18 protein-coding genes are annotated in these 18,279 nt (G+C 49.2%); 16 read left to right on the forward strand and 2 right to left on the reverse strand.

The window, feature by feature from the left end; genetic code table 11:
• The first annotated feature begins 20 nt into the window (after window positions 1-20).
• The 11 genes from gspD (at window position 21) to AC0VXX_RS01315 (ending at window position 10,765) form a co-directional block, all read left to right on the forward strand.
• Complete coding sequence (gene gspD / locus AC0VXX_RS01265) at window positions 21-2,138, forward strand: type II secretion system secretin GspD (protein WP_475515569.1); 2,118 nt, start codon at window positions 21-23, stop codon at window positions 2,136-2,138.
• Window positions 2,131-3,702 (forward strand): type II secretion system ATPase GspE, encoded by a 1,572-nt coding sequence (gene gspE / locus AC0VXX_RS01270; RefSeq protein ID WP_475515570.1) that lies wholly within the window; start codon window positions 2,131-2,133, stop codon window positions 3,700-3,702. Before gspD ends, gspE begins: the two co-directional genes overlap by 8 nt.
• Window positions 3,703-3,705: 3 nt before the next feature.
• Entirely contained in the window at window positions 3,706-4,926 is a 1,221-nt protein-coding gene (gspF, locus tag AC0VXX_RS01275; RefSeq protein WP_475515571.1) for a type II secretion system inner membrane protein GspF, read from the forward strand.
• Window positions 4,927-4,997: 71 nt separating this feature from the next.
• The gene (gene gspG / locus AC0VXX_RS01280) at window positions 4,998-5,432 is read left to right on the forward strand and encodes a type II secretion system major pseudopilin GspG (protein WP_475515572.1); all 435 of its coding nucleotides are present in this window, start codon (window positions 4,998-5,000) and stop codon (window positions 5,430-5,432) included.
• 15 nt (window positions 5,433-5,447) lie between these two features.
• Window positions 5,448-6,026, forward strand: coding sequence for a type II secretion system minor pseudopilin GspH (gspH, locus tag AC0VXX_RS01285; RefSeq protein WP_475515573.1), 579 nt, complete (start codon window positions 5,448-5,450; stop codon window positions 6,024-6,026).
• Window positions 6,027-6,088: 62 nt separating this feature from the next.
• A complete protein-coding gene (gspI, locus tag AC0VXX_RS01290; RefSeq protein ID WP_475515574.1) occupies window positions 6,089-6,460 on the forward strand; it encodes a type II secretion system minor pseudopilin GspI in 372 nt (123 codons plus the stop codon).
• Entirely contained in the window at window positions 6,441-7,181 is a 741-nt protein-coding gene (gene gspJ / locus AC0VXX_RS01295) for a type II secretion system minor pseudopilin GspJ (protein ID WP_475515575.1), read from the forward strand. The genes gspI and gspJ overlap by 20 nt, the downstream gene beginning before the upstream one ends.
• Window positions 7,182-7,183: 2 nt before the next feature.
• Window positions 7,184-8,182, forward strand: coding sequence for a type II secretion system minor pseudopilin GspK (gene gspK / locus AC0VXX_RS01300; protein ID WP_475515576.1), 999 nt, complete (start codon window positions 7,184-7,186; stop codon window positions 8,180-8,182).
• A gap of 116 nt (window positions 8,183-8,298) precedes the next feature.
• Complete coding sequence (gspL, locus tag AC0VXX_RS01305; RefSeq protein ID WP_475515577.1) at window positions 8,299-9,504, forward strand: type II secretion system protein GspL; 1,206 nt, start codon at window positions 8,299-8,301, stop codon at window positions 9,502-9,504.
• Window position 9,505: 1 nt separating this feature from the next.
• A complete protein-coding gene (locus AC0VXX_RS01310; RefSeq protein WP_475515578.1) occupies window positions 9,506-9,982 on the forward strand; it encodes a type II secretion system protein M in 477 nt (158 codons plus the stop codon).
• A gap of 21 nt (window positions 9,983-10,003) precedes the next feature.
• Window positions 10,004-10,765, forward strand: coding sequence for a type II secretion system protein N (locus tag AC0VXX_RS01315; RefSeq protein WP_475515579.1), 762 nt, complete (start codon window positions 10,004-10,006; stop codon window positions 10,763-10,765).
• Between the two features lie 56 nt (window positions 10,766-10,821).
• Here the strand turns inward: AC0VXX_RS01315 and AC0VXX_RS01320 are convergent, their stop codons facing one another.
• Together AC0VXX_RS01320 and rsmD are read right to left on the reverse strand one after the other, a co-directional pair.
• The gene (locus AC0VXX_RS01320; RefSeq protein WP_475515580.1) at window positions 10,822-11,109 is read right to left on the reverse strand and encodes a DUF1145 domain-containing protein; all 288 of its coding nucleotides are present in this window, start codon (window positions 11,107-11,109) and stop codon (window positions 10,822-10,824) included.
• Window positions 11,109-11,699, reverse strand: coding sequence for a 16S rRNA (guanine(966)-N(2))-methyltransferase RsmD (rsmD, locus tag AC0VXX_RS01325; RefSeq protein ID WP_475515581.1), 591 nt, complete (start codon window positions 11,697-11,699; stop codon window positions 11,109-11,111). The genes AC0VXX_RS01320 and rsmD overlap by 1 nt, the downstream gene beginning before the upstream one ends.
• A 248-nt stretch (window positions 11,700-11,947) precedes the next feature.
• On the opposite strand from rsmD, the gene ftsY reads away from it, so the two are divergent.
• The 5 genes from ftsY (at window position 11,948) to AC0VXX_RS01350 (ending at window position 18,274) form a co-directional block, all read left to right on the forward strand.
• Entirely contained in the window at window positions 11,948-13,651 is a 1,704-nt protein-coding gene (gene ftsY / locus AC0VXX_RS01330; protein ID WP_475515582.1) for a signal recognition particle-docking protein FtsY, read from the forward strand.
• A 129-nt stretch (window positions 13,652-13,780) separates the two neighbouring features.
• Window positions 13,781-14,470, forward strand: coding sequence for a cell division ATP-binding protein FtsE (gene ftsE, locus AC0VXX_RS01335; protein ID WP_475515583.1), 690 nt, complete (start codon window positions 13,781-13,783; stop codon window positions 14,468-14,470).
• 14 nt (window positions 14,471-14,484) lie between these two features.
• The gene (gene ftsX / locus AC0VXX_RS01340) at window positions 14,485-15,450 is read left to right on the forward strand and encodes a permease-like cell division protein FtsX (protein WP_475515584.1); all 966 of its coding nucleotides are present in this window, start codon (window positions 14,485-14,487) and stop codon (window positions 15,448-15,450) included.
• A gap of 257 nt (window positions 15,451-15,707) precedes the next feature.
• On the forward strand, window positions 15,708-16,565 hold the full coding sequence (gene rpoH / locus AC0VXX_RS01345) for an RNA polymerase sigma factor RpoH (RefSeq protein WP_475515585.1): 858 nt from the start codon (window positions 15,708-15,710) through the stop codon (window positions 16,563-16,565).
• 761 nt (window positions 16,566-17,326) lie between these two features.
• Complete coding sequence (locus AC0VXX_RS01350; protein ID WP_475515586.1) at window positions 17,327-18,274, forward strand: DmsE family decaheme c-type cytochrome; 948 nt, start codon at window positions 17,327-17,329, stop codon at window positions 18,272-18,274.
• The last annotated feature ends 5 nt before the right edge of the window (window positions 18,275-18,279 follow it).

Raw genomic sequence — 18,279 nt, forward strand, 5'->3', positions numbered from 1 at the left:
GGTTTAGGGGAAGTCATTAAATGAATAATAAGAATATTCGCCGCAATCTCATCGCGGGTGTTGTCATGGGGGCGTCATTATTGGCGCCTTCGCTCGCATGGTCTGAGCAATATGCGGCTAATTTCAAAGGCACAGATATTCAAGAGTTTATCAATATTGTTGGTAAAAACTTGAATCGTACCATCATAGTTGACCCAACGGTGCGCGGTAAAATAAACGTTCGCAGTTACGATTTACTCGATGATGAGCAATATTATCAATTCTTCCTTAATGTGTTGCAGGTCTATGGTTATGCCGTCGTTGAGATGGACAATAACATCATCAAAGTCATTAAAGATAAAGATGCTAAAACCTCGGCCATTCGCGTTGCCGATGATGATAGACCAGGCCTAGGTGATGAGATGGTCACTCGCATTGTGGCCCTGTATAACACCGAAGCGAAGCAACTAGCGCCCCTGCTGCGCCAGCTCAACGATAATGCCGGCGGCGGTAACGTCGTAAACTATGACCCTTCCAACGTATTGATGATCTCGGGCCGCGCAGCAGTGGTCAATAAACTGGTTGAGATTGTGCGCCGCGTCGATAAACAAGGCGACACCGAAGTGCAAGTGGTGGCGCTCGAATATGCCTCAGCGGGCGAGATGGTACGGATTATCGACACCCTTTACCGCTCGACCGCCAACCAGTCACAACTGCCGGGACAGGCCCCAAAAGTGGTTGCCGATGAGCGTACCAACGCCGTGCTGGTCAGTGGCGATGAAAAGAGTCGCCAGCGTGTAGTGAGCCTCATCAAAAAACTTGATGCCGAGCAAGCCACCACAGGTAATACCAAGGTACGTTATCTGCGTTATGCCAAGGCAGAAGACTTAGTCGAAGTGCTCACCGGTTTTGCCGAACAACTTGCCAGCGCGCAAGATGGTGGAGCGCAGCCACAAGGGGGGCGGAGCAAGCGTCGCAACGACATCAATATCATGGCCCATAGCGACACCAACGCCTTGGTGATCAGCGCCGAGCCTGATCAGATGCGCACCATTGAGAGCGTGATAAATCAGCTGGATATTCGCCGTGCTCAAGTATTGGTGGAAGCCATTATTGTTGAAGTGGCCGAAGGTGATGATGTTGGTTTTGGTATTCAGTGGGCAACCGAAGCCGGTGGTGGTACCCAGTTTAATAACCTGGGTCCTACCATAGGTGAAATTGGCGCCGGGATCTGGCAGGCACGAGAGCAAGACGGTACGAAAGTCTGTACGGAAAATGGCACTTGTACCGAGAATCCCTCGACCCAAGGAGACATCACCTTGTTAGCGCAGGCGCTAGGTAAGGTTAACGGTATGGCGTGGGGTGTTGCCATGGGTGACTTTGGCGCGCTTATCCAAGCGGTATCGAGCGACACCAAATCAAACGTACTGGCGACGCCATCTATTACCACCTTAGATAACCAAGAAGCATCGTTTATCGTCGGTGATGAAGTGCCTATTTTAACGGGCAGCCAAAACTCCAGTAACGGTAACAGTAACCCCTTCCAAACGGTTGAACGTAAAGAGGTGGGGGTCAAGCTTAAAGTGGTGCCACAAATTAACGAAGGCAGCACGGTCAAGTTGACCATTGAGCAGGAAGTCTCTGGCATCAACGGTAAAACTGGCGTCGATGTGACCTTTGCCACGCGCCGTTTAACCACCACTGTGATGGCCGATTCGGGTCAAATAGTGGTGTTAGGGGGCTTAATTAACGAAGAAGTACAAGAGAGCGTACAGAAGGTGCCTTTCCTAGGGGATATTCCCATTATCGGTCACCTGTTTAAGTCATCATCGAGCGGCAAGAAAAAGAAAAACCTGATGGTATTTATTAAGCCGACCATTATCCGTGACGGCATCACCATGGAAGGCATTGCGGGACGTAAATACAACTACTTCCGCGCCTTGCAGCTTGAGCAGCAACAGCGTGGCGTAAACTTAATGCCAAATACCGATGTGCCAGTGCTCGAAGAGTGGAACCAAGAAGATTATCTGCCACCAGAGGTGAATGACGTGCTACAGCGTTATAAAGACCGCAAAGGGTTAGAGACCCAAATGCGTGAAACCGATCCGGCGCTTAAGCAGATTTCTGATAACAAACAGCAAGACGCAGACGATGAGTGATCTGCAAGCCGCTCAACATGATGAACTAGCCCAAGTATCGAGTGAACTTGGGTTGGTCTCTGAGGCCGAATCCGATGAGGTGTTTCACTCAAACAGCCGCGAGCGTCTGCCATTTGCGTTTGCGCATCGTTTTCAACTGCTATTAGCCAAAGACGATGATGAACGTTTAACCCTGTACCATACTGAGAGCACGCCGCTTGAGGCGATGTTAGAGGTACGACGTTATGCAGGCCAAGAGTTAGGGCTAGCGACGTTAGCGGCTAATGTTTTTGAGGCTAAGTTAACTCAGGTCTATCAAGCCAACTCATCAGAGGCACAGCAGCTGATGGAAGATATTGGCAACGAGATGGATCTGTTTACCCTTGCCGAAGAGCTGCCGCAAACCGAAGATCTGCTCGAAGGGGACGATGATGCGCCGATCATTAAACTGATCAACGCTCTGTTATCGGAAGCGATTAAAGAGGAAGCGTCCGATATCCATATCGAAACCTACGAGAAGCAACTAGTGGTGCGTTTTCGCGTCGATGGCGTACTCAAAGAGGTGCTCAAGCCCAATCGCAAGCTCTCGTCACTGCTGGTATCACGTATCAAGGTGATGGCGCGTTTAGACATTGCCGAGAAGCGGGTGCCGCAAGATGGCCGTATCTCGCTGCGTATCGCGGGTCGTGCGGTGGATGTGCGGGTGTCGACCATGCCATCGAGCCATGGTGAGCGTGTGGTGATGCGTCTGCTGGATAAAAACGCCGGCAACCTCGACCTTAAACAACTCGGCATGACAGATGCTATCCGGCATCAATTCGATGAGCTTATCCGTAAGCCTCATGGCATTATCTTGGTCACGGGCCCGACAGGTTCGGGTAAGAGTACCACCCTGTATGCTGGCTTGACCGAAATTAACTCTGTCGACACCAATATCTTAACGGTCGAAGATCCCATCGAATATGAACTCGCGGGCATAGGCCAGACGCAGGTGAATACTAAGGTGGATATGACCTTCGCCCGCGGTCTGCGCGCCATTTTGCGTCAAGATCCTGATGTGGTGATGATAGGTGAGATCCGTGACCTTGAAACCGCTCAAATTGCCGTGCAAGCCTCGTTGACCGGTCACATGGTGATCTCCACCTTGCATACCAATACCGCATCGGGTGCCATTACGCGCTTGCAAGATATGGGCGTCGAGCCTTTCTTAGTCTCTTCGAGTCTGCTTGGGGTGTTAGCGCAGCGATTGATCCGCACCTTGTGTCCTAAGTGTAAGATAGAGCATGTGCCCGATCAGCGTGAACGTGAACTGCTGGGTATTAGCGCCGACGACCCACGCATTATCTACCGTGCCAATGGTTGCGCCGCTTGTGGTCATAATGGTTATCGAGGCCGCACGGGGATCCATGAACTCCTGCTGGTGGATGATAAAATTCGTGAGCTTATCCATACCGGACGCGGCGAATTGGCGATTGAAAAATATATTCGCCAATCGATACCCAGTATCCGTCACGATGGCATGAGTAAAGTGCTTAGTGGCATCACGACCTTAGAAGAAGTGCTGCGCGTCACTCGCGAGGAGTAAGCCATGCCAGCATATGAGTACAAGGCGTTAAATGCCCAAGGCAAACAGCAAAAAGGGGTGGTGGAAGCCGATACCGCTCGCCATGCCCGAGGTCAGTTGCGCGAGCAGCGCTTAATGCCGCTGGAGATCACCCCAGTGGTCGACAAAGAAGCCAAGGCCAAGGGCCAAGGCTTTAGCTTTAAGCGTGGTATTTCGGTCGCTGAGTTAGCCCTGATCACTCGCCAAATTGCGACCTTAGTTGCCGCCGGTTTACCTGTGGAAGAGGCGTTAAAGGCCGTTGGTCAGCAGTGTGAAAAGGATCGCCTCGCCAGCATGGTGATGGCGGTGCGCTCACGGGTTGTCGAAGGCTACAGTCTGGCCGACTCCATGGCCGAATTTCCGCATATTTTTGATGATCTTTATCGCGCTATGGTGGCATCGGGTGAAAAATCAGGTCACCTTGAAGTGGTGCTTAACCGCTTGGCCGATTACACCGAGCGCCGTCAGCAGCTGAAAAGCAAAATGACCCAAGCGATGATCTATCCTATTGTGCTGACCGTGGTGGCCATTAGCGTCATTGCTATTTTGCTTGCGGCCGTAGTGCCTCAGGTGGTGGGGCAATTTGAGCACATGGGGCAAGAGTTACCATGGACCACGCAATTATTGATCGCCTCATCTGACTTTATCCGTGATTACGGCCTGTTAGTGGTTGGGGTCGTTGTGGTGTTAGCCTTTGGCGCCAAGCAACTGTTAAAAAGCACGGCTAACCGTATGACCTTCGATAGCGCCCTGCTGAAAATGCCGGTGATCGGCCGTGTCAGCAAGGGGCTCAATACGGCGCGATTTGCACGTACTTTAAGCATTTTAACGGCCAGTTCAGTACCTCTGCTCGATGCGATGCGCATTGCTAGTGAAGTGTTGATGAACGTTAGGGTTAGAGCTGCAGTGGAAGATGCCACCGCTCGGGTGCGCGAAGGCACCAGTTTAGGCGCAGCGCTGGCTAGCACTAAACTTTTTCCGCCTATGATGCTCTATATGATCACCTCTGGCGAAAAAAGTGGCCAGCTCGAACAGATGCTCGAGCGCGCTGCCGATAACCAAGACCGTGAATTCGAGTCGAACGTGAATATTGCCTTGGGGGTATTTGAACCCTTATTGGTGGTCAGCATGGCAGCCGTGGTGCTGTTTATCGTACTGGCGATTTTGCAGCCGATATTAGAACTTAACAACATGATTAGTGGTTGATGCCCCAAGCATCTCCCTAGCGCGACAGCCTAACCTTTTACTGTTAGGCATTTTTTATAGAGGATCTATTAATGCAAGTAAGAAACAAGCACAAAGGCTTTACCCTACTAGAAGTGATGGTGGTTATCGTAATTTTGGGGATCCTTGCCTCTATGGTGGTACCTAACTTGATGGGTAATAAAGATAAGGCCGATCTGCAAAAAGCGGTTTCGGATATTGTGGCGCTGGAAAATGCACTGGATATGTACCGTTTGGACAACAGCATCTACCCCACAACAGAGCAGGGATTAGAAGCCTTAATCCAAAAGCCAACCATTTCGCCAGAGCCACGCAATTACCGTGAAGGGGGTTATGTTAAGCGTTTGCCACAAGATCCATGGCGCAATGAATACCTGTTATTGAGTCCAGGTGAACAAGGCAAAATCGATATCTTCAGTGCCGGCCCAGATGGGCAAGTGGGGACTGAAGATGATGTCGGTAGCTGGAATCTACAAGATTTCCAATAAGCCGAGCGAAGAGTGATGAGCCTCTTGCGCCAACGCGGGTTTACCCTGATGGAAGTGTTGCTGGTGGTGTTACTGATGGGGCTCGCGGCCTCCGCGGTGACCTTAACCATGCAGGGCACCGACCAGCAGCAGGCGCTCGATCGAGTGGCGCGGCAATTTATGGCGTCAACCGAGTTAGTGCTCGATGAAACTGTGCTCAGTGGTCATTTTATCGGTATCGTTATCGAAAAAGACCGTTATGAGTTTGTGGTTTATGACGAGGGTAAGTGGCATCCGCTACAGCAAGACCGCTTGCTGGCGGCGCGCGCGATGCAACAGGGTGTGCAGCTTGACCTAATACTCGATGGTTTACCCCTGTCTCAAGAAGATGAAGAGCAAGACTCATGGTTCGACGAGCCGCTTATTGAGCCTTCCGCCGAGGATAAAAAAAAGCATCCAGAGCCGCAGGTGATGCTGTTCCCCAGTGGTGAAATGAGCGCCTTCGAGTTGGCTTTTATCAGTAAAGATGCCATGGGAAATGAGCTAGAAACTGTGGTTGTGGGCGATGCGTTAGGGCGATTAAGGTTGGGGAGAGACAATGATCTCGATAATTGATTGCCCCACTTTGCGCTCAATACTCCTATCTTGTCATTTAGCGGGCACTGCTGGGTATAAGCATGAGAATTAATCAGCAAGGGATGACATTGCTAGAGGTGATTGTTGCCTTAGCGGTGTTTGCCATCGCTGCGGTGTCGATCACTAAGAGCCTAAGCGAACAGATCGCCAACATGCCCATTTTAGAAGAGCGCACTTTGGCGCAGTGGGTCGCAAGCAACCAGATGGTCGATGCCAGACTAGTGACCGGTGCCACCGATTTAGGCAAAAAAGAGGGTCGAGTGGAGCTGGCCGACAAGACCTGGTATTGGCGCAAAGAGGTGGTTAAAACCACCGATGATAACTTTCGACTGATCCGCATCAGTGTCAGTGACGATGAGCGCTACACTCGCACCATAGCCCAGGTGAGCAGTTATGTACTTAAAGCATCATAAATTTAATCAGGGTTTTACCCTGTTAGAGATGCTGGTGGCCATAGGAATTTTTGCCATGTTGGGCTTGGCGGCTAACTCTGTGCTTAATACCGTGATGAAAAATGATATTGCCACCAAGGAGTTTGCCACTAAATTGAAATCCTTACAGCAAGGATTTGGCGCTCTCGAGCGTGATTTTGGCCAGATAGTGGCGCGCACCCCAAGGTTGCTCGAAGGCGGGCGGGGTAGCACTGTGATACAAACAGGCAGCGACTTATTTGACTCAGAGTCAGAAGCGATAGTGTTTTATCGCATTGGTTGGCTCAACCCCGATGGCCTGTTACCCAGAGGTAGCCTGCAGTCGGTGGCCTATGTGGTGCAAGATAATAAATTAGAGCGCTGGTATTTCCCCTATCCAGAGCCTGAATTTGGCGCAGAGCCCATTAAAACCTTAGTGATGGACAAGGTGTTATCGGTGGAGTACTCCTTCTTTGTTGAAAACAGTTGGCAGCGAAAAATTGATGCCACCACCCTGCCCAAGGCTATCGCCATGGAAGTTGAAGTGGAAGGGCTGGGTAAAATACAGCGTAAGTTTTTACTGCCGCTAGGCGCACAGCCCAGCAGCAGTAGCAATGATGCTGACGATAACGACAGTAATAAGGGTAATGATAACGGCGCCAACGATAACGACAATAATGCCGATGAAAATGACAATAATAACGCTCCGGACCGAGGGCTGTAAGGGTGAATAAACTGGCGCAAAAGCAGCGCGGAGTTGCCCTGATCGTGGTGTTGTTGATTGTGGCGATGATCGCCATTATCGCCACCAATATTAATGGCCGTAGCCAGATAATGGTGCGGCGTACCATTAATTTAGCCCAATATGATCAGGCTTATTGGTACGCACTTTCGGCCGAAGAGTTAGCCAAAAAGGTGCTACAACAAGATTTAGATGATGCCGACGAAGGCAAGATCCACAGGCAGCAGTATTGGGCGCAAGCCGACGTGGTATTGCCAGTGGAGCAAGGAGAGATCGCCGGGCGCATTAGCGATATGCAGGCCTGCTTTAACGTGAATGCGTTATCGATGCAGACTAAAGAAGTTGAGAATGGTCAGCCCAAATTGCCATTGCCCGCCCAGCAGTTTAAAGGGTTATTAGTGGCCTTAGGCATGGATGATTTTGCCGCCGAGCGTTTGGCGCATACGGTGAAAGATTATATTGATGAGGATAGTGTCGCCAGCCCATTTGGCGCCGAAGATGCCGATTATGAAGCGCGCACCGTGCCTTACCGCGCTGCGAATACCTTAATGAGTCATCGCAGCGAGCTGCGCGCAGTCATCGGGGTGAGCCAAGAGGTGTACCTTAAGCTAGCACCCTATGTGTGTGCTATCCCGGGTTACGATCGACAGGTATTGAATGTTAATACCATTGAGCTGGAGCATGCAGCGTTATTAGCGGGCATGTTCGACAATAAAATTAGCGTTGGTGAAGCCGAAAGTATTATTAATCAGCGCCCAAGTGATGGCTATGACAGTATCGAAGACTTTTGGGCGAACGGTTCAATCGCCAGTTTGCGTGGTGAAGAGAACTTAGCGTCCAGTTTTAGCCTAAAGAGCCAATATTTTTTGCTGCAAGCTGGCGCCAAAGTCGACAGTGCGACTTTTCGTATGGAAAGCGTGTTGCAAGTGGCCGGAAATAATCAGTTAGCTGTGTTGACGCGCCAATATGGTGGTCAACGATAATGGCCTTGCTGGGGCGTTAACCCTCGACGGCCAACTAGCCTAATACCCATAATGAATGCGATTGAGATAATACAAGTTTATTTTGCGCAACTTAATGAGACTTGTGGAGAAAGACATTGAGTGAACGATTATTTATCCGCTTAGGAAGAAGCCAAGATCAGCGCTGTACTTGGCTGGTGTGGTCCGAGCAAGAGCAAGAGATCATCGCCTCGGGTGACCTGCCCGACGCCCATGCCTTGTCGACCCTAACTGAACGAGCGGGTAACCGTCCGGTCGATATCTTAGTGCCCGCTTCGGCGATCACGCTCACCTCGGTGCGCTTACCAGAGAAAGGCCAGCGTCAGGCGATTAAAGCCTTGCCGTTTATGCTAGAAGAAAACTTGGCCGAAAATGTCGATAAACTGCATTTTGTCACCGGCCCGCGTGATGGCGAGTCCCTCAGTGTTGCGGTTGTTGCCCATGAGCAGATGCAAAATTGGTTATCTTGGTTAAGCGAGGCGGGTATTAAAGCGCGCCAAATTGTGCCCGATTGTTTAGCCTTACCACTGCAAGAGTGTCAGTGGGCGGCCATGCAATTTGGTTCCGATTATCTGCTGCGTACCGGCGCTGGCCATGGTGCCTGTCTTGATGCCACTTGGTTTAACGCCACGCTGCCTCAATTTGTCGCCAAAGCTGCTGGCGAAACCACGGCGAGCAGCCCACTTACGGTGGCTGGCTATAGTGAGCTGAGTATCAATGGCGCCCAGGTACAGCCCCAACCGCTGGATCTGCCGATGTTAGTGCTGGCCAAAGGTATTTTACATGCGCCGCTCAATTTACTTTCAGGCATTTACACCCCTAAACGCGAGTACGGCAAACACCTGTTGCTGTGGCGTAATAGTGCCATAGTGATCGCTGTCGCCTTAGTGTTGGCCTTAGTTAACAAAGGGCTCTCTATTCATCAGATGAACGTCGAGCGTGAGCAGTTACAAGCGCAAAGTAGCGCGATATTCAACCAAGTGGTCGGCAGCTCGCGGGTGGTTAATATTCGCTCACAGATGGACAGTAAATTACGTAGTCTGCAAGGTTCGGGAGATGGTACCGCCTTCTTTACTATGCTCGATGGTCTATCGGCTGCATTTGCAAAAGTGCCGCAATTAAAGCCCACTAGCTTGCGTTTCGACAGTGGTCGCAATGAGTTACGCATGCAAATATCCGCCAAGAGTTATGCGCAAATTGAAGAATTTAAAAGCCTCATCGCCAAGCAATTTAAGGTCGACTCTGGTGCGATGAACAGCGGTGAAGATGAAGTCACCAGCACGTTAACCTTAAGGAGTAAGTAAGATGGAGAACCTTAAAACGTGGTGGAACGGGTTAATTTTACGTGAGCAGCAGTTGGTTGCCACCTGTGGTGTGGTCTTGATACTAGGCGTGCTTTATTGGGGAGTTTGGACGCCAATAAGTGAGGCTGAGCAGGATGCCGAGCGGGCATTACAAGCTCAGCAAGCCACGTTAACTTATGTAAAACAGACTGCCAATAAGATAGTGGCACTACAGAGTGCTGGCGGTAAAAAAGCTTATTCGGGCAGTTTAAGTGCCACAGTGACTCAGACCGCCAAACGTTACGGCTTAGAAATCACTCGGATGCAACCACAAGGGCAAAAAATTCAGGTGTGGATGGACGAAGTGCCATTTAACAGCTTGCTAAGTTATTTGAGCGATCTGGTACAACAGCAAGGTTTATCACTGGACAGCATCGATTTGGCACAAGCGGATACGCCAGGTCTGGTTAAAGTGCGCCGCATCCAATTCTCTCAGTAAACAAGGTTTTAAGGTGTTGTAGTGAGTCTAGTGAAAAAGATAATCATAGGTGTGGTCTTATATTGTGGCTTTATGCTGGCCCTGTTTCCGGCCAGTGTGGCCTTGCAGCTGGCGCCGCTGCCCCAAGGGATCAGTGTCAGCGGGGTGTCGGGCACCATTTGGTCGGGCAAGGCCAGTTTAGTGGCGTTGCAACAGCGCCAACTTGAGTCGGTGCAATGGCAATTAAGCCCGTGGGGACTGTTGTCCGGCAAGGCCAATATCGATTTTGCCATTGGCAGCCGAGCAACGGCGGTTAACGGTAAAGGCCAAGTGTCTTTGTCTATGTCTGGGATCAATGCCCAAGGGCTGCGTTTTGAAGCGCCAAGCGCTTTTCTTATCGGCAAGACGCGTCTACCGTTTCGAGCCGAAGTGGATGGTCACTTTAGTTTAATCGTGCAGCAGCTGGAGCAAGGCTTACCTTGGTGTGAGCAGCTTAACGGCAAGTTGTTTGTGCAGCAGTTGCAGGTGAATAACCAGTTTGGCAAATATCCGCTAGGCAATATTGAGCTGGGCCTAAGCTGTGTCGATGGCAATATTCAATTAGCCACCGATGAGACCATGAATGCGCTAGGGCTTACAGGTAATGCGTTACTTAAAGACAATAAGTTGATTGCACTTAGCGCCAAGATAAAAGAGACGCCTGCACAACCTGAAGATCTCAAGCAGGCGCTAAGTTTCTTAGGTAAGCGTGACAGCCAGGGCTATTATCCTATTAGCTTCCAGGGGCGCATCCCAGGGATCTAGCGCTAATGGGTCAATAAAAAAGCACCTTTTAGGTGCTTTTTTTGATCGTCAATGGGTCAGCCATAGGGATTAACCATGTTGGCCAGCACGCGCTGACGATAGTCTAATAAGCTAAACACGCCAAACAGCAACACGGCGCCATAGTCGGCCTTGCCCAGCGGCAACAAGGGGCTAAACAGGCGATGAAAAATCAGTAGCTGCCCGCAATGCATCACCACAGTGAGTAATAATAACAGTGATAGCAGTTGGCTTATCGTATCGCCTATGGGCATCAACAGGTTATACAGCATCAGCAACCAGGCGCACAAAGTGATGGCTTTACCCACTCGGATCAATGCTTTCATTATGAATCGCCTATCTCAGGCTGATACTGGTATAGACGGTAGATCACTTGTCCGGCTTTTTTCTCTTTCAGCGGCACCCAGTCGCTAGGCACAGTGAGTGAGCTTAACTCGCTTTCGGTTTCGACATAAATTTGCGCATTATTATTCAGCCATTGGTGCTCACTGAGCAGCGCAATCGTCTGCTGCGCTAACCCTTTGCGAAATGGCGGATCGATAAAAATAATATCAAACCCCTGGCTTGGCGTTTGCTGTAGTAGCGCCAGCGTATCGCCCTGCACGACTTCGGCGCAATCACATTTAAGGGTCAGCAAATTTTGCTGTAATTGTTTGGCGGCACTCGTTTGCAGTTCAAACACTTTAGCAAAGGCGGCGTAACGCGATAGCGACTCTAAGCACAGCGCGCCGCTACCACCAAAGCAGTCGAGTACCCGAGCGCCAGCAATATCGCCCGATAACCAGTTAAATAAGGTTTCTCGTACCCTGTCTGTCGTGGGGCGCAATCCCTCAAGATCATGAATGGGTAAACGTCGTGAGCGCCATTGGCCTGCAATAATGCGTACTTGCCCACTCAAGGGTTTATTTTTAGCCATCTTATACCTGTCAATTTACGGATACCTTTAGCGATGATTTGGCCTCACCGGAGAAAGTGATAGACTGTGACGCTAAATTGAAGTCGCCATTTTAACGCAAAGCAGTTAAAAATGGTGAAAAGCCGCCGACATTAGCTAAAAATGCCGCACTTTGCTGCGTATTTGGACTCGCTATCTGGTTATAATAACGAGCACAAAACGACTTCATACCGAATTTTAAATCAGTTAGTTGAGTACTGGTATTACCCATGGCAAAAAAAGGTTTTTTTTCTTGGTTCCGTAAAGACAAATCGAAAGAGGATGTCGCGGCACCCGAAGCAGAAGTAACATCTCAAGTTGAAACAGAGGCGACACAGCCCGAAGCCGAGCGCATCGAAGCTGATCGCCTTGCTGCCGAGCAGGCTGAGCTCGCTCGTATTGAAGCTGATCGCCTTGCTGCAGAGCAGGCTGAACTCGCTCGCATCGAAGCCGAGCGCATCGCTGCCGAGCAGGCTGAAGAGGCTCGTATTGAAGCCGAGCGCATTGAAGCAGAACAAATTGCACAGGCATTAGCCGCCGAGCAGGCAGAACTTGCTCGTATCGAAGCTGAGCGTATTTTGGCCGAGCAACAGGCGCGTTTAGCCGCCGAGCAGGCAGAACTTGCCCGTATCGAAGCTGCGCGTATTGCTGCGGAGCAGGCTGAACTTGACCGCATAGAAGCCGAGCGTCTTGCAGCGGAGCAGGCTGAGCTTGACCGCATAGAAGCTGAGCGTCTTGCAGCAGAGCAGGCTGAGCTTGACCGCATCGAAGCTGAGCGTCTTGCAGCAGAGCAGGCTGAGCTTGACCGTATCGAAGCTGAGCGTCTTGCAGCAGAGCAGGCTGAGCTTGACCGTATCGAAGCTGAGCGTCTTGCAGCGGAGCAGGCTGAGCTTGATCGCATCGAAGCTGAGCGTCTTGTGGCCGAACAAGCAGTGCAGGCATCTTTAGCCGCCGAGGATGCGCCCGAGCAGCAACCTGAGCCGCAACAAAAACCGACTAAAGAGGGCTTTTTTGCCCGCCTTAAGCGTGGCTTGAAGCGCACCAGCGAAAATATCGGTAGTGGGTTTGTCGGACTGTTCAAAGGCAAAAAGATCGATGACGAGTTGTTTGAAGAGCTTGAAGAGCAGCTATTGATTGCCGATGTCGGAGTAGAAACCACTACGCGCTTAATCTCTAGCCTCACCGAGCAAGCGAGCCGTAAGCAACTTAAAGATGGCGAAGCCCTGTATGAGTTGATGCGCGAAGAGATGCAGAAAACGCTCGAACCTGTGAGCGTGCCTTTAGTGCCAGAAAACCCCGATGGCCCGTTTGTTATTTTAATGGTTGGCGTTAATGGTGTGGGTAAAACCACCACTATTGGTAAGTTGGCAAAACAATATCAGAAACAGGGCAAATCGGTAATGCTAGCAGCGGGCGATACCTTCCGCGCCGCCGCCGTTGAGCAACTGCAAGTGTGGGGCCAACGTAATAATATTCCGGTTATCGCCCAGCACACGGGGGCCGATAGTGCCTCGGTATTGTTTGATGCCTTACAGGCGGCTCGCGCCCGTAATGTCGACGTGTTGATTGCCGATACCGCTGGTCGACTGCAAAATAAAGCCCACCTGATGGATGAGCTGAAAAAAGTCGTGCGGGTGATGAAAAAATTAGATGAATCAGCACCTCACGAGGTGATGCTGACCCTAGATGCTAGTACGGGCCAAAATGCGATCAGTCAGGCTCAGTTGTTTAAAGAAGCCGTTGGTGTCACGGGTATTACCATTAGTAAGCTAGATGGCACAGCAAAAGGTGGTGTTATTTTCGCTATTGCCGACAAATTTGGTATTCCTATTCGTCACATTGGTGTGGGTGAACAGATCGACGATTTACGTACGTTCGATGCTAAAGATTTTGTCGATGCCCTGTTTAGCCAAGAGGGCGAAGAGACGACATAACCGCTATCGCACCTCGCAGTGAAACGGATTTGAGTATGCAAAATATTGCATTAATCAACTGCGTGGATTGGGCTGATATAAGATAAGGTATCGCCGTCAATGATTGGCGGCATCAATAATTGGGTAGCTATGATTCGATTTGAGCAAGTTAGCAAAATTTATCCAGGTGGACAAAAGGCACTCACCGATGTGAGTTTTCATTTAAAACGTGGAGAAATGGCGTTTTTAACCGGTCACTCGGGTGCTGGTAAAAGCACTTTGCTCAAGTTGATCAGTGTGATCGAGCGCGCCAATGGCGGTCGAGTGGCCATTAATGGCCACGATATCGCCAAAGTTAGGCCTAAAGATGTGCCTTACTTGCGGCGTGATATCGGCATGATCTTTCAAAATCATCACTTATTGATGGATCGCAGTGTGTTTGACAACATCGCCTTGCCGTTGGTGATTGAAGGCTTTGCCCTGCATGAAATTAAAAAGCGGGTATTGGCAGCCTTAGATATGGTGGGCCTTTACGGCAAAGAGCGTCACTATCCTATTATGCTGTCGGGTGGGGAACAGCAACGTGTGGGGATTGCCCGTGCGATTGTTAATAAGCCGCCCTTGTTATTAGCCGATGAGCCCACCGGTAACTTAGACCCTAAACTATCGATGGACATTTTGCGTCTGTTCGAGACCTTTAATGATTCGGGGACCACAGTGTTAATCGCGACCCACGACCTTGGTCTTATTGCCCGCATGAAGTACCGCACCTTAACCCTGAAACAGGGGCGGGTTATTGGTGGTGATGAGCTGGCAAGGCCTCAAGCCTTTAACGGATAAGCGGACAATCGAATATGGATAAGCAACCTCAATTAGTCCGCAGCAAACTTCCCTTTACGGGCCGTATCGTGATGTTTTTTATTCGTCATATTCAACATGCCATGGGCAGCATGGGCGAGTTGTGGCGTAATCCTATCTCGTCGTTAATGACCATGGCGGTACTGGGGGTGAGTTTAAGCTTACCGGCGGCGTTACAAGTGCTGGTTAAAAATGCCGAGACCATTACCCAATCGTGGAACAGCGCCGCCGAGATCTCACTCTTTATCGATGAAGGACGCAGCGAGCGCTCTATTCAAAGCTTGATCACCCGTATAGGTGCGTATTCTGAAGTCAGTGCGGTCAACTATATTAATCGCGATCAAGCACTGGAGGAGTTTCAGCGGTTATCTGGTTTTGGTGAGGCGATAGCTTATCTGGATGATAATCCGCTGCCAGCTGTGGTAACGGTAACCCCAGATATCAAGCACGCCAGCCCCAATGGTGCACGCGCCTTATTAAAAAAGCTGGAGTTAGAGCCTGAGGTGAGCTTTGGGCGGCTCGATATTGAGTGGCTAGAACGTTTACAAGCGGTCGTGAGATTACTTGAGCGAACCGTATTGGCTATTGCGCTATTATTAGTCTTAGCCGTGGTGTTAGTCATTGGCAATACCATACGTTTGGCCATTATGAATCGCCGCACCGAAATCGAAGTGATGAAATTAGTCGGCGCCACAGAGAGTTTTATTCAACGGCCCTTTTTATACACCGGCATCTGGTTTGGTGTCATCGGCGGCATCTTGGCCTGGATCATTATTAATCTGTTGGTGTGGTATCTCGATGGCGCTCTAGCTGAACTACTAGGGCTTTATGGCAGTACATTAACGATGCAATCGCTGACGCTTACCGAATTAGGCCAACTGGTCTTATTGGCGTCCTTCTTAGGCTGGTTAGGCTCCTATCTGTCGGTAAGACAACATCTGCGCGCCATCGAACCTTCTTGAGTGACATCCCGCTGAGCTTGTGGCTTTTATGAACTAAATTTCACTTGAACTGTCTATAGTTCCGGGTGAAATTAGCCCACGTTAAGCGGTGGTATTGACATATACTGTCAGATAGTGAATAGTTCGTCAGCTTGCCTCTGCGTCAAAGCTTACTGTGTATCAGAGCGACCAGAGACGGCAGCCTGCAATAGGTATTCAAGCGTCATAAAGCATTTATAGCGTTAAATTTTTGCAAGATAAGAGGTAGGAGAGCGTTAATGACAAGTCAAACGCAATCAATGTCACTAATGGTTCCGCAAAGCAGCGGTAGCTTAGAGGCTTATATTCAGTCTGCGCATAACATTAGCATGTTAGAGCCACAGGAGGAGTATGAGTTAGCCAAGCGTCTGCAAGAGACGGGTGACCTTCAGGCGGCAAAGCAATTGATTATGTCTCATCTTCGTTTCGTTATTCATGTGGCCAAAGGCTACTCTGGATATGGTTTGCCACAAGCAGACTTAATTCAAGAGGGCAACATTGGCTTGATGAAAGCGGTGAAGCGCTTTGACCCTGATGTGGGTGTGCGTCTTGTCTCGTTTGCAGTGCATTGGATTAAAGCTGAAATCCATGAATATGTGCTTAAAAATTGGCGCATCGTTAAAGTTGCGACCACAAAGGCACAGCGTAAATTGTTCTTCAATCTACGCAAAGCCAAAAAGCGTCTTGGTTGGTTTAGCGATGAAGAGGTGACTATGGTCGCCGAAAATCTGGGGGTATCTAAAGCCGATGTGACCGAAATGGAATCACGTATGGCGGCGCAAGACCCAGCATTCGATCTTGCCAGCGATAACGACGACGAGCAAGATTATTCACCTGTGCATTATCTTGAAGATCACTCTTCAGATTTAGCCTCACAGGTTGAAAATGCTAATTTAGAAGCCGATAACCAAACACGCCTGTTGGCGGCCATCAAAACCCTTGATGAGCGTAGCCAGCATATTCTACAGGCGCGTTGGTTAGACGACCAAAAAACCACGTTGCAAGAGCTTGCGGCGACGTATCAAGTGTCTGCAGAGCGTATCAGACAACTTGAGAAAAACGCCATGAACAAGCTTAAAGCGCGCATGGAAATGTAAGCTGAGACCTGACGTGATAAAAACCTGCCACTTGGCAGGTTTTTTTATGCCTCAATGTTGAGCTCAGGTGTCTTGTCTTCATCCCATGATTTATCTGGTTATGCTCGGTGAAACTATGCCCTTGTAGCGACTTTAAGTCATCTCTGCCTATCACGCTGTGAAGATCTCCCACCGATTTAAAACAGGCTATTAATAGTATTGCTATGAATTATTGCCGCTTTATTTAGAGCTTAATTGTTTAGGCTTGGATTATGCAGGCTGTTTTTTTCGATAAGAGATCATCTTAATAATATTATTTTTGCTGTTTTAATACTCATGCTTATGATATTCGTTCTCATTTATGTTTTTTAATTTAATTAAATGGTGTTGTGTAGGGTTAAAATAGTTCAATTATACGAGGGATTATTGTCAAATTTAGATCTGGTTCAAACACATATATATAGTGCACCTTAACGCTTGTAACTTACAGCTAACCATTCAATATCAACTCAAATATCATGATGTAACGCGATTAAATTTAAGTTGTTGTTTGTTATTTTCTTTTTATCTATCTCAGCGTCTGCTGTTAATAAGATTCATTCTCGATAGCAGAGTGTTGCAGATCACATAACCAACCTTTTTTGGAGTTTATTAGCGTTTTTCAATTGCTAATTTTAACAACTCACATATTCGACTAGGCTTTAATTATATTGGCTATCTTTGCAATAACGATAGCACCATAAAAATTAACTCATGGTTAATTAGGGTAGGGTCATATAAATATGAAAAAAATAATCACCGCATTCACTGTTGGGATTATTTCAATATTGAGTCTGGTCGCAAGTGTCCAGGCCACTCCTTGGGATAATTTATCGAGTGAACAGCTTGAAGCAACATTAGTAGACAAGTTTTCTGCTGGGGAGTATTCCACCAAAGGAGCGGATTCTTGCCTGATGTGCCATAAAAAAAATACTAAGGTGATGGCCATTTTTGATGGTGTTCATGGCGACATGAGCAACAGCACATCGCCTATGGCAGGTTTGCAATGTGAAGCCTGTCACGGCCCCATAGGTAAGCATAATCGTGGCGGCAAAGAGCCCATGATCCATTTTGGTCCCGATAGCAAGTTGTCTGCTGCTAGCCAAAACAGTGTGTGTCAGGGCTGTCATAACGATCCTAAGCAGATGGCGTGGCATAACAGCACCCATAACCTTGAAGAGGTCGCGTGCAGCGATTGTCATAATGTCCATAGCGCGAAAGATCCAGCCTTAGATCGTCTCACGGTCAACGATACCTGTACTTCGTGCCATACCCGCGCCAAAGCCGATATGCATAAGCGTTCATCACACCCAATGCAATGGGATCAGATGACTTGTATTGACTGTCACAGCCCCCATGGCTCCATGACGGAAAGCGCATTAATCAAGCCAAGCCTGAATGAAACTTGTGCCGAGTGTCATGCCGATAAACGCGGCCCATTCCTATGGGAACATGCGCCAGTGATGGAGGACTGCTCAAGCTGTCATTCGGCCCATGGCAGTGTCAACGAAAACTTACTTAAGTCTCGTGCGCCGCAGTTATGCCAGCAATGTCACGCCGACGATGGTCATGCCAGTCGCGTTAGCTCTCAGGCAGGTCTCGATGCATTTAGTGCTGGTAAAAGTTGCCTCAACTGTCACAGCAAGATCCATGGTTCTAACCATCCTGCTGGCAGCAACTTTGCCCGTTAAGCTTT

The sequence above is a fragment of the Shewanella sp. QJM3NY_23 genome, from assembly GCF_056173105.1.

Bases quoted from the DNA above. Each gene is read 5' to 3' on its own strand.
- gspD (WP_475515569.1), top strand. From the start codon at position 21: ATGAATAATAAGAATATTCGCCGCAATCTCATCGCGGGTGTTGTCATG.
- gspE (WP_475515570.1), top strand. From the start codon at position 2,131: ATGAGTGATCTGCAAGCCGCTCAACATGATGAACTAGCCCAAGTATCG.
- gspF (WP_475515571.1), top strand. From the start codon at position 3,706: ATGCCAGCATATGAGTACAAGGCGTTAAATGCCCAAGGCAAACAGCAA.
- gspG (WP_475515572.1), top strand. From the start codon at position 4,998: ATGCAAGTAAGAAACAAGCACAAAGGCTTTACCCTACTAGAAGTGATG.
- gspH (WP_475515573.1), top strand. From the start codon at position 5,448: ATGAGCCTCTTGCGCCAACGCGGGTTTACCCTGATGGAAGTGTTGCTG.
- gspI (WP_475515574.1), top strand. From the start codon at position 6,089: ATGAGAATTAATCAGCAAGGGATGACATTGCTAGAGGTGATTGTTGCC.
- gspJ (WP_475515575.1), top strand. From the start codon at position 6,441: ATGTACTTAAAGCATCATAAATTTAATCAGGGTTTTACCCTGTTAGAG.
- AC0VXX_RS01310 (WP_475515578.1), top strand. From the start codon at position 9,506: ATGGAGAACCTTAAAACGTGGTGGAACGGGTTAATTTTACGTGAGCAG.
- AC0VXX_RS01320 (WP_475515580.1), bottom strand. From the start codon at position 11,109: ATGAAAGCATTGATCCGAGTGGGTAAAGCCATCACTTTGTGCGCCTGG.
- rsmD (WP_475515581.1), bottom strand. From the start codon at position 11,699: ATGGCTAAAAATAAACCCTTGAGTGGGCAAGTACGCATTATTGCAGGC.
- ftsY (WP_475515582.1), top strand. From the start codon at position 11,948: ATGGCAAAAAAAGGTTTTTTTTCTTGGTTCCGTAAAGACAAATCGAAA.
- ftsE (WP_475515583.1), top strand. From the start codon at position 13,781: ATGATTCGATTTGAGCAAGTTAGCAAAATTTATCCAGGTGGACAAAAG.
- ftsX (WP_475515584.1), top strand. From the start codon at position 14,485: ATGGATAAGCAACCTCAATTAGTCCGCAGCAAACTTCCCTTTACGGGC.
- rpoH (WP_475515585.1), top strand. From the start codon at position 15,708: ATGACAAGTCAAACGCAATCAATGTCACTAATGGTTCCGCAAAGCAGC.
- AC0VXX_RS01350 (WP_475515586.1), top strand. From the start codon at position 17,327: ATGAAAAAAATAATCACCGCATTCACTGTTGGGATTATTTCAATATTG.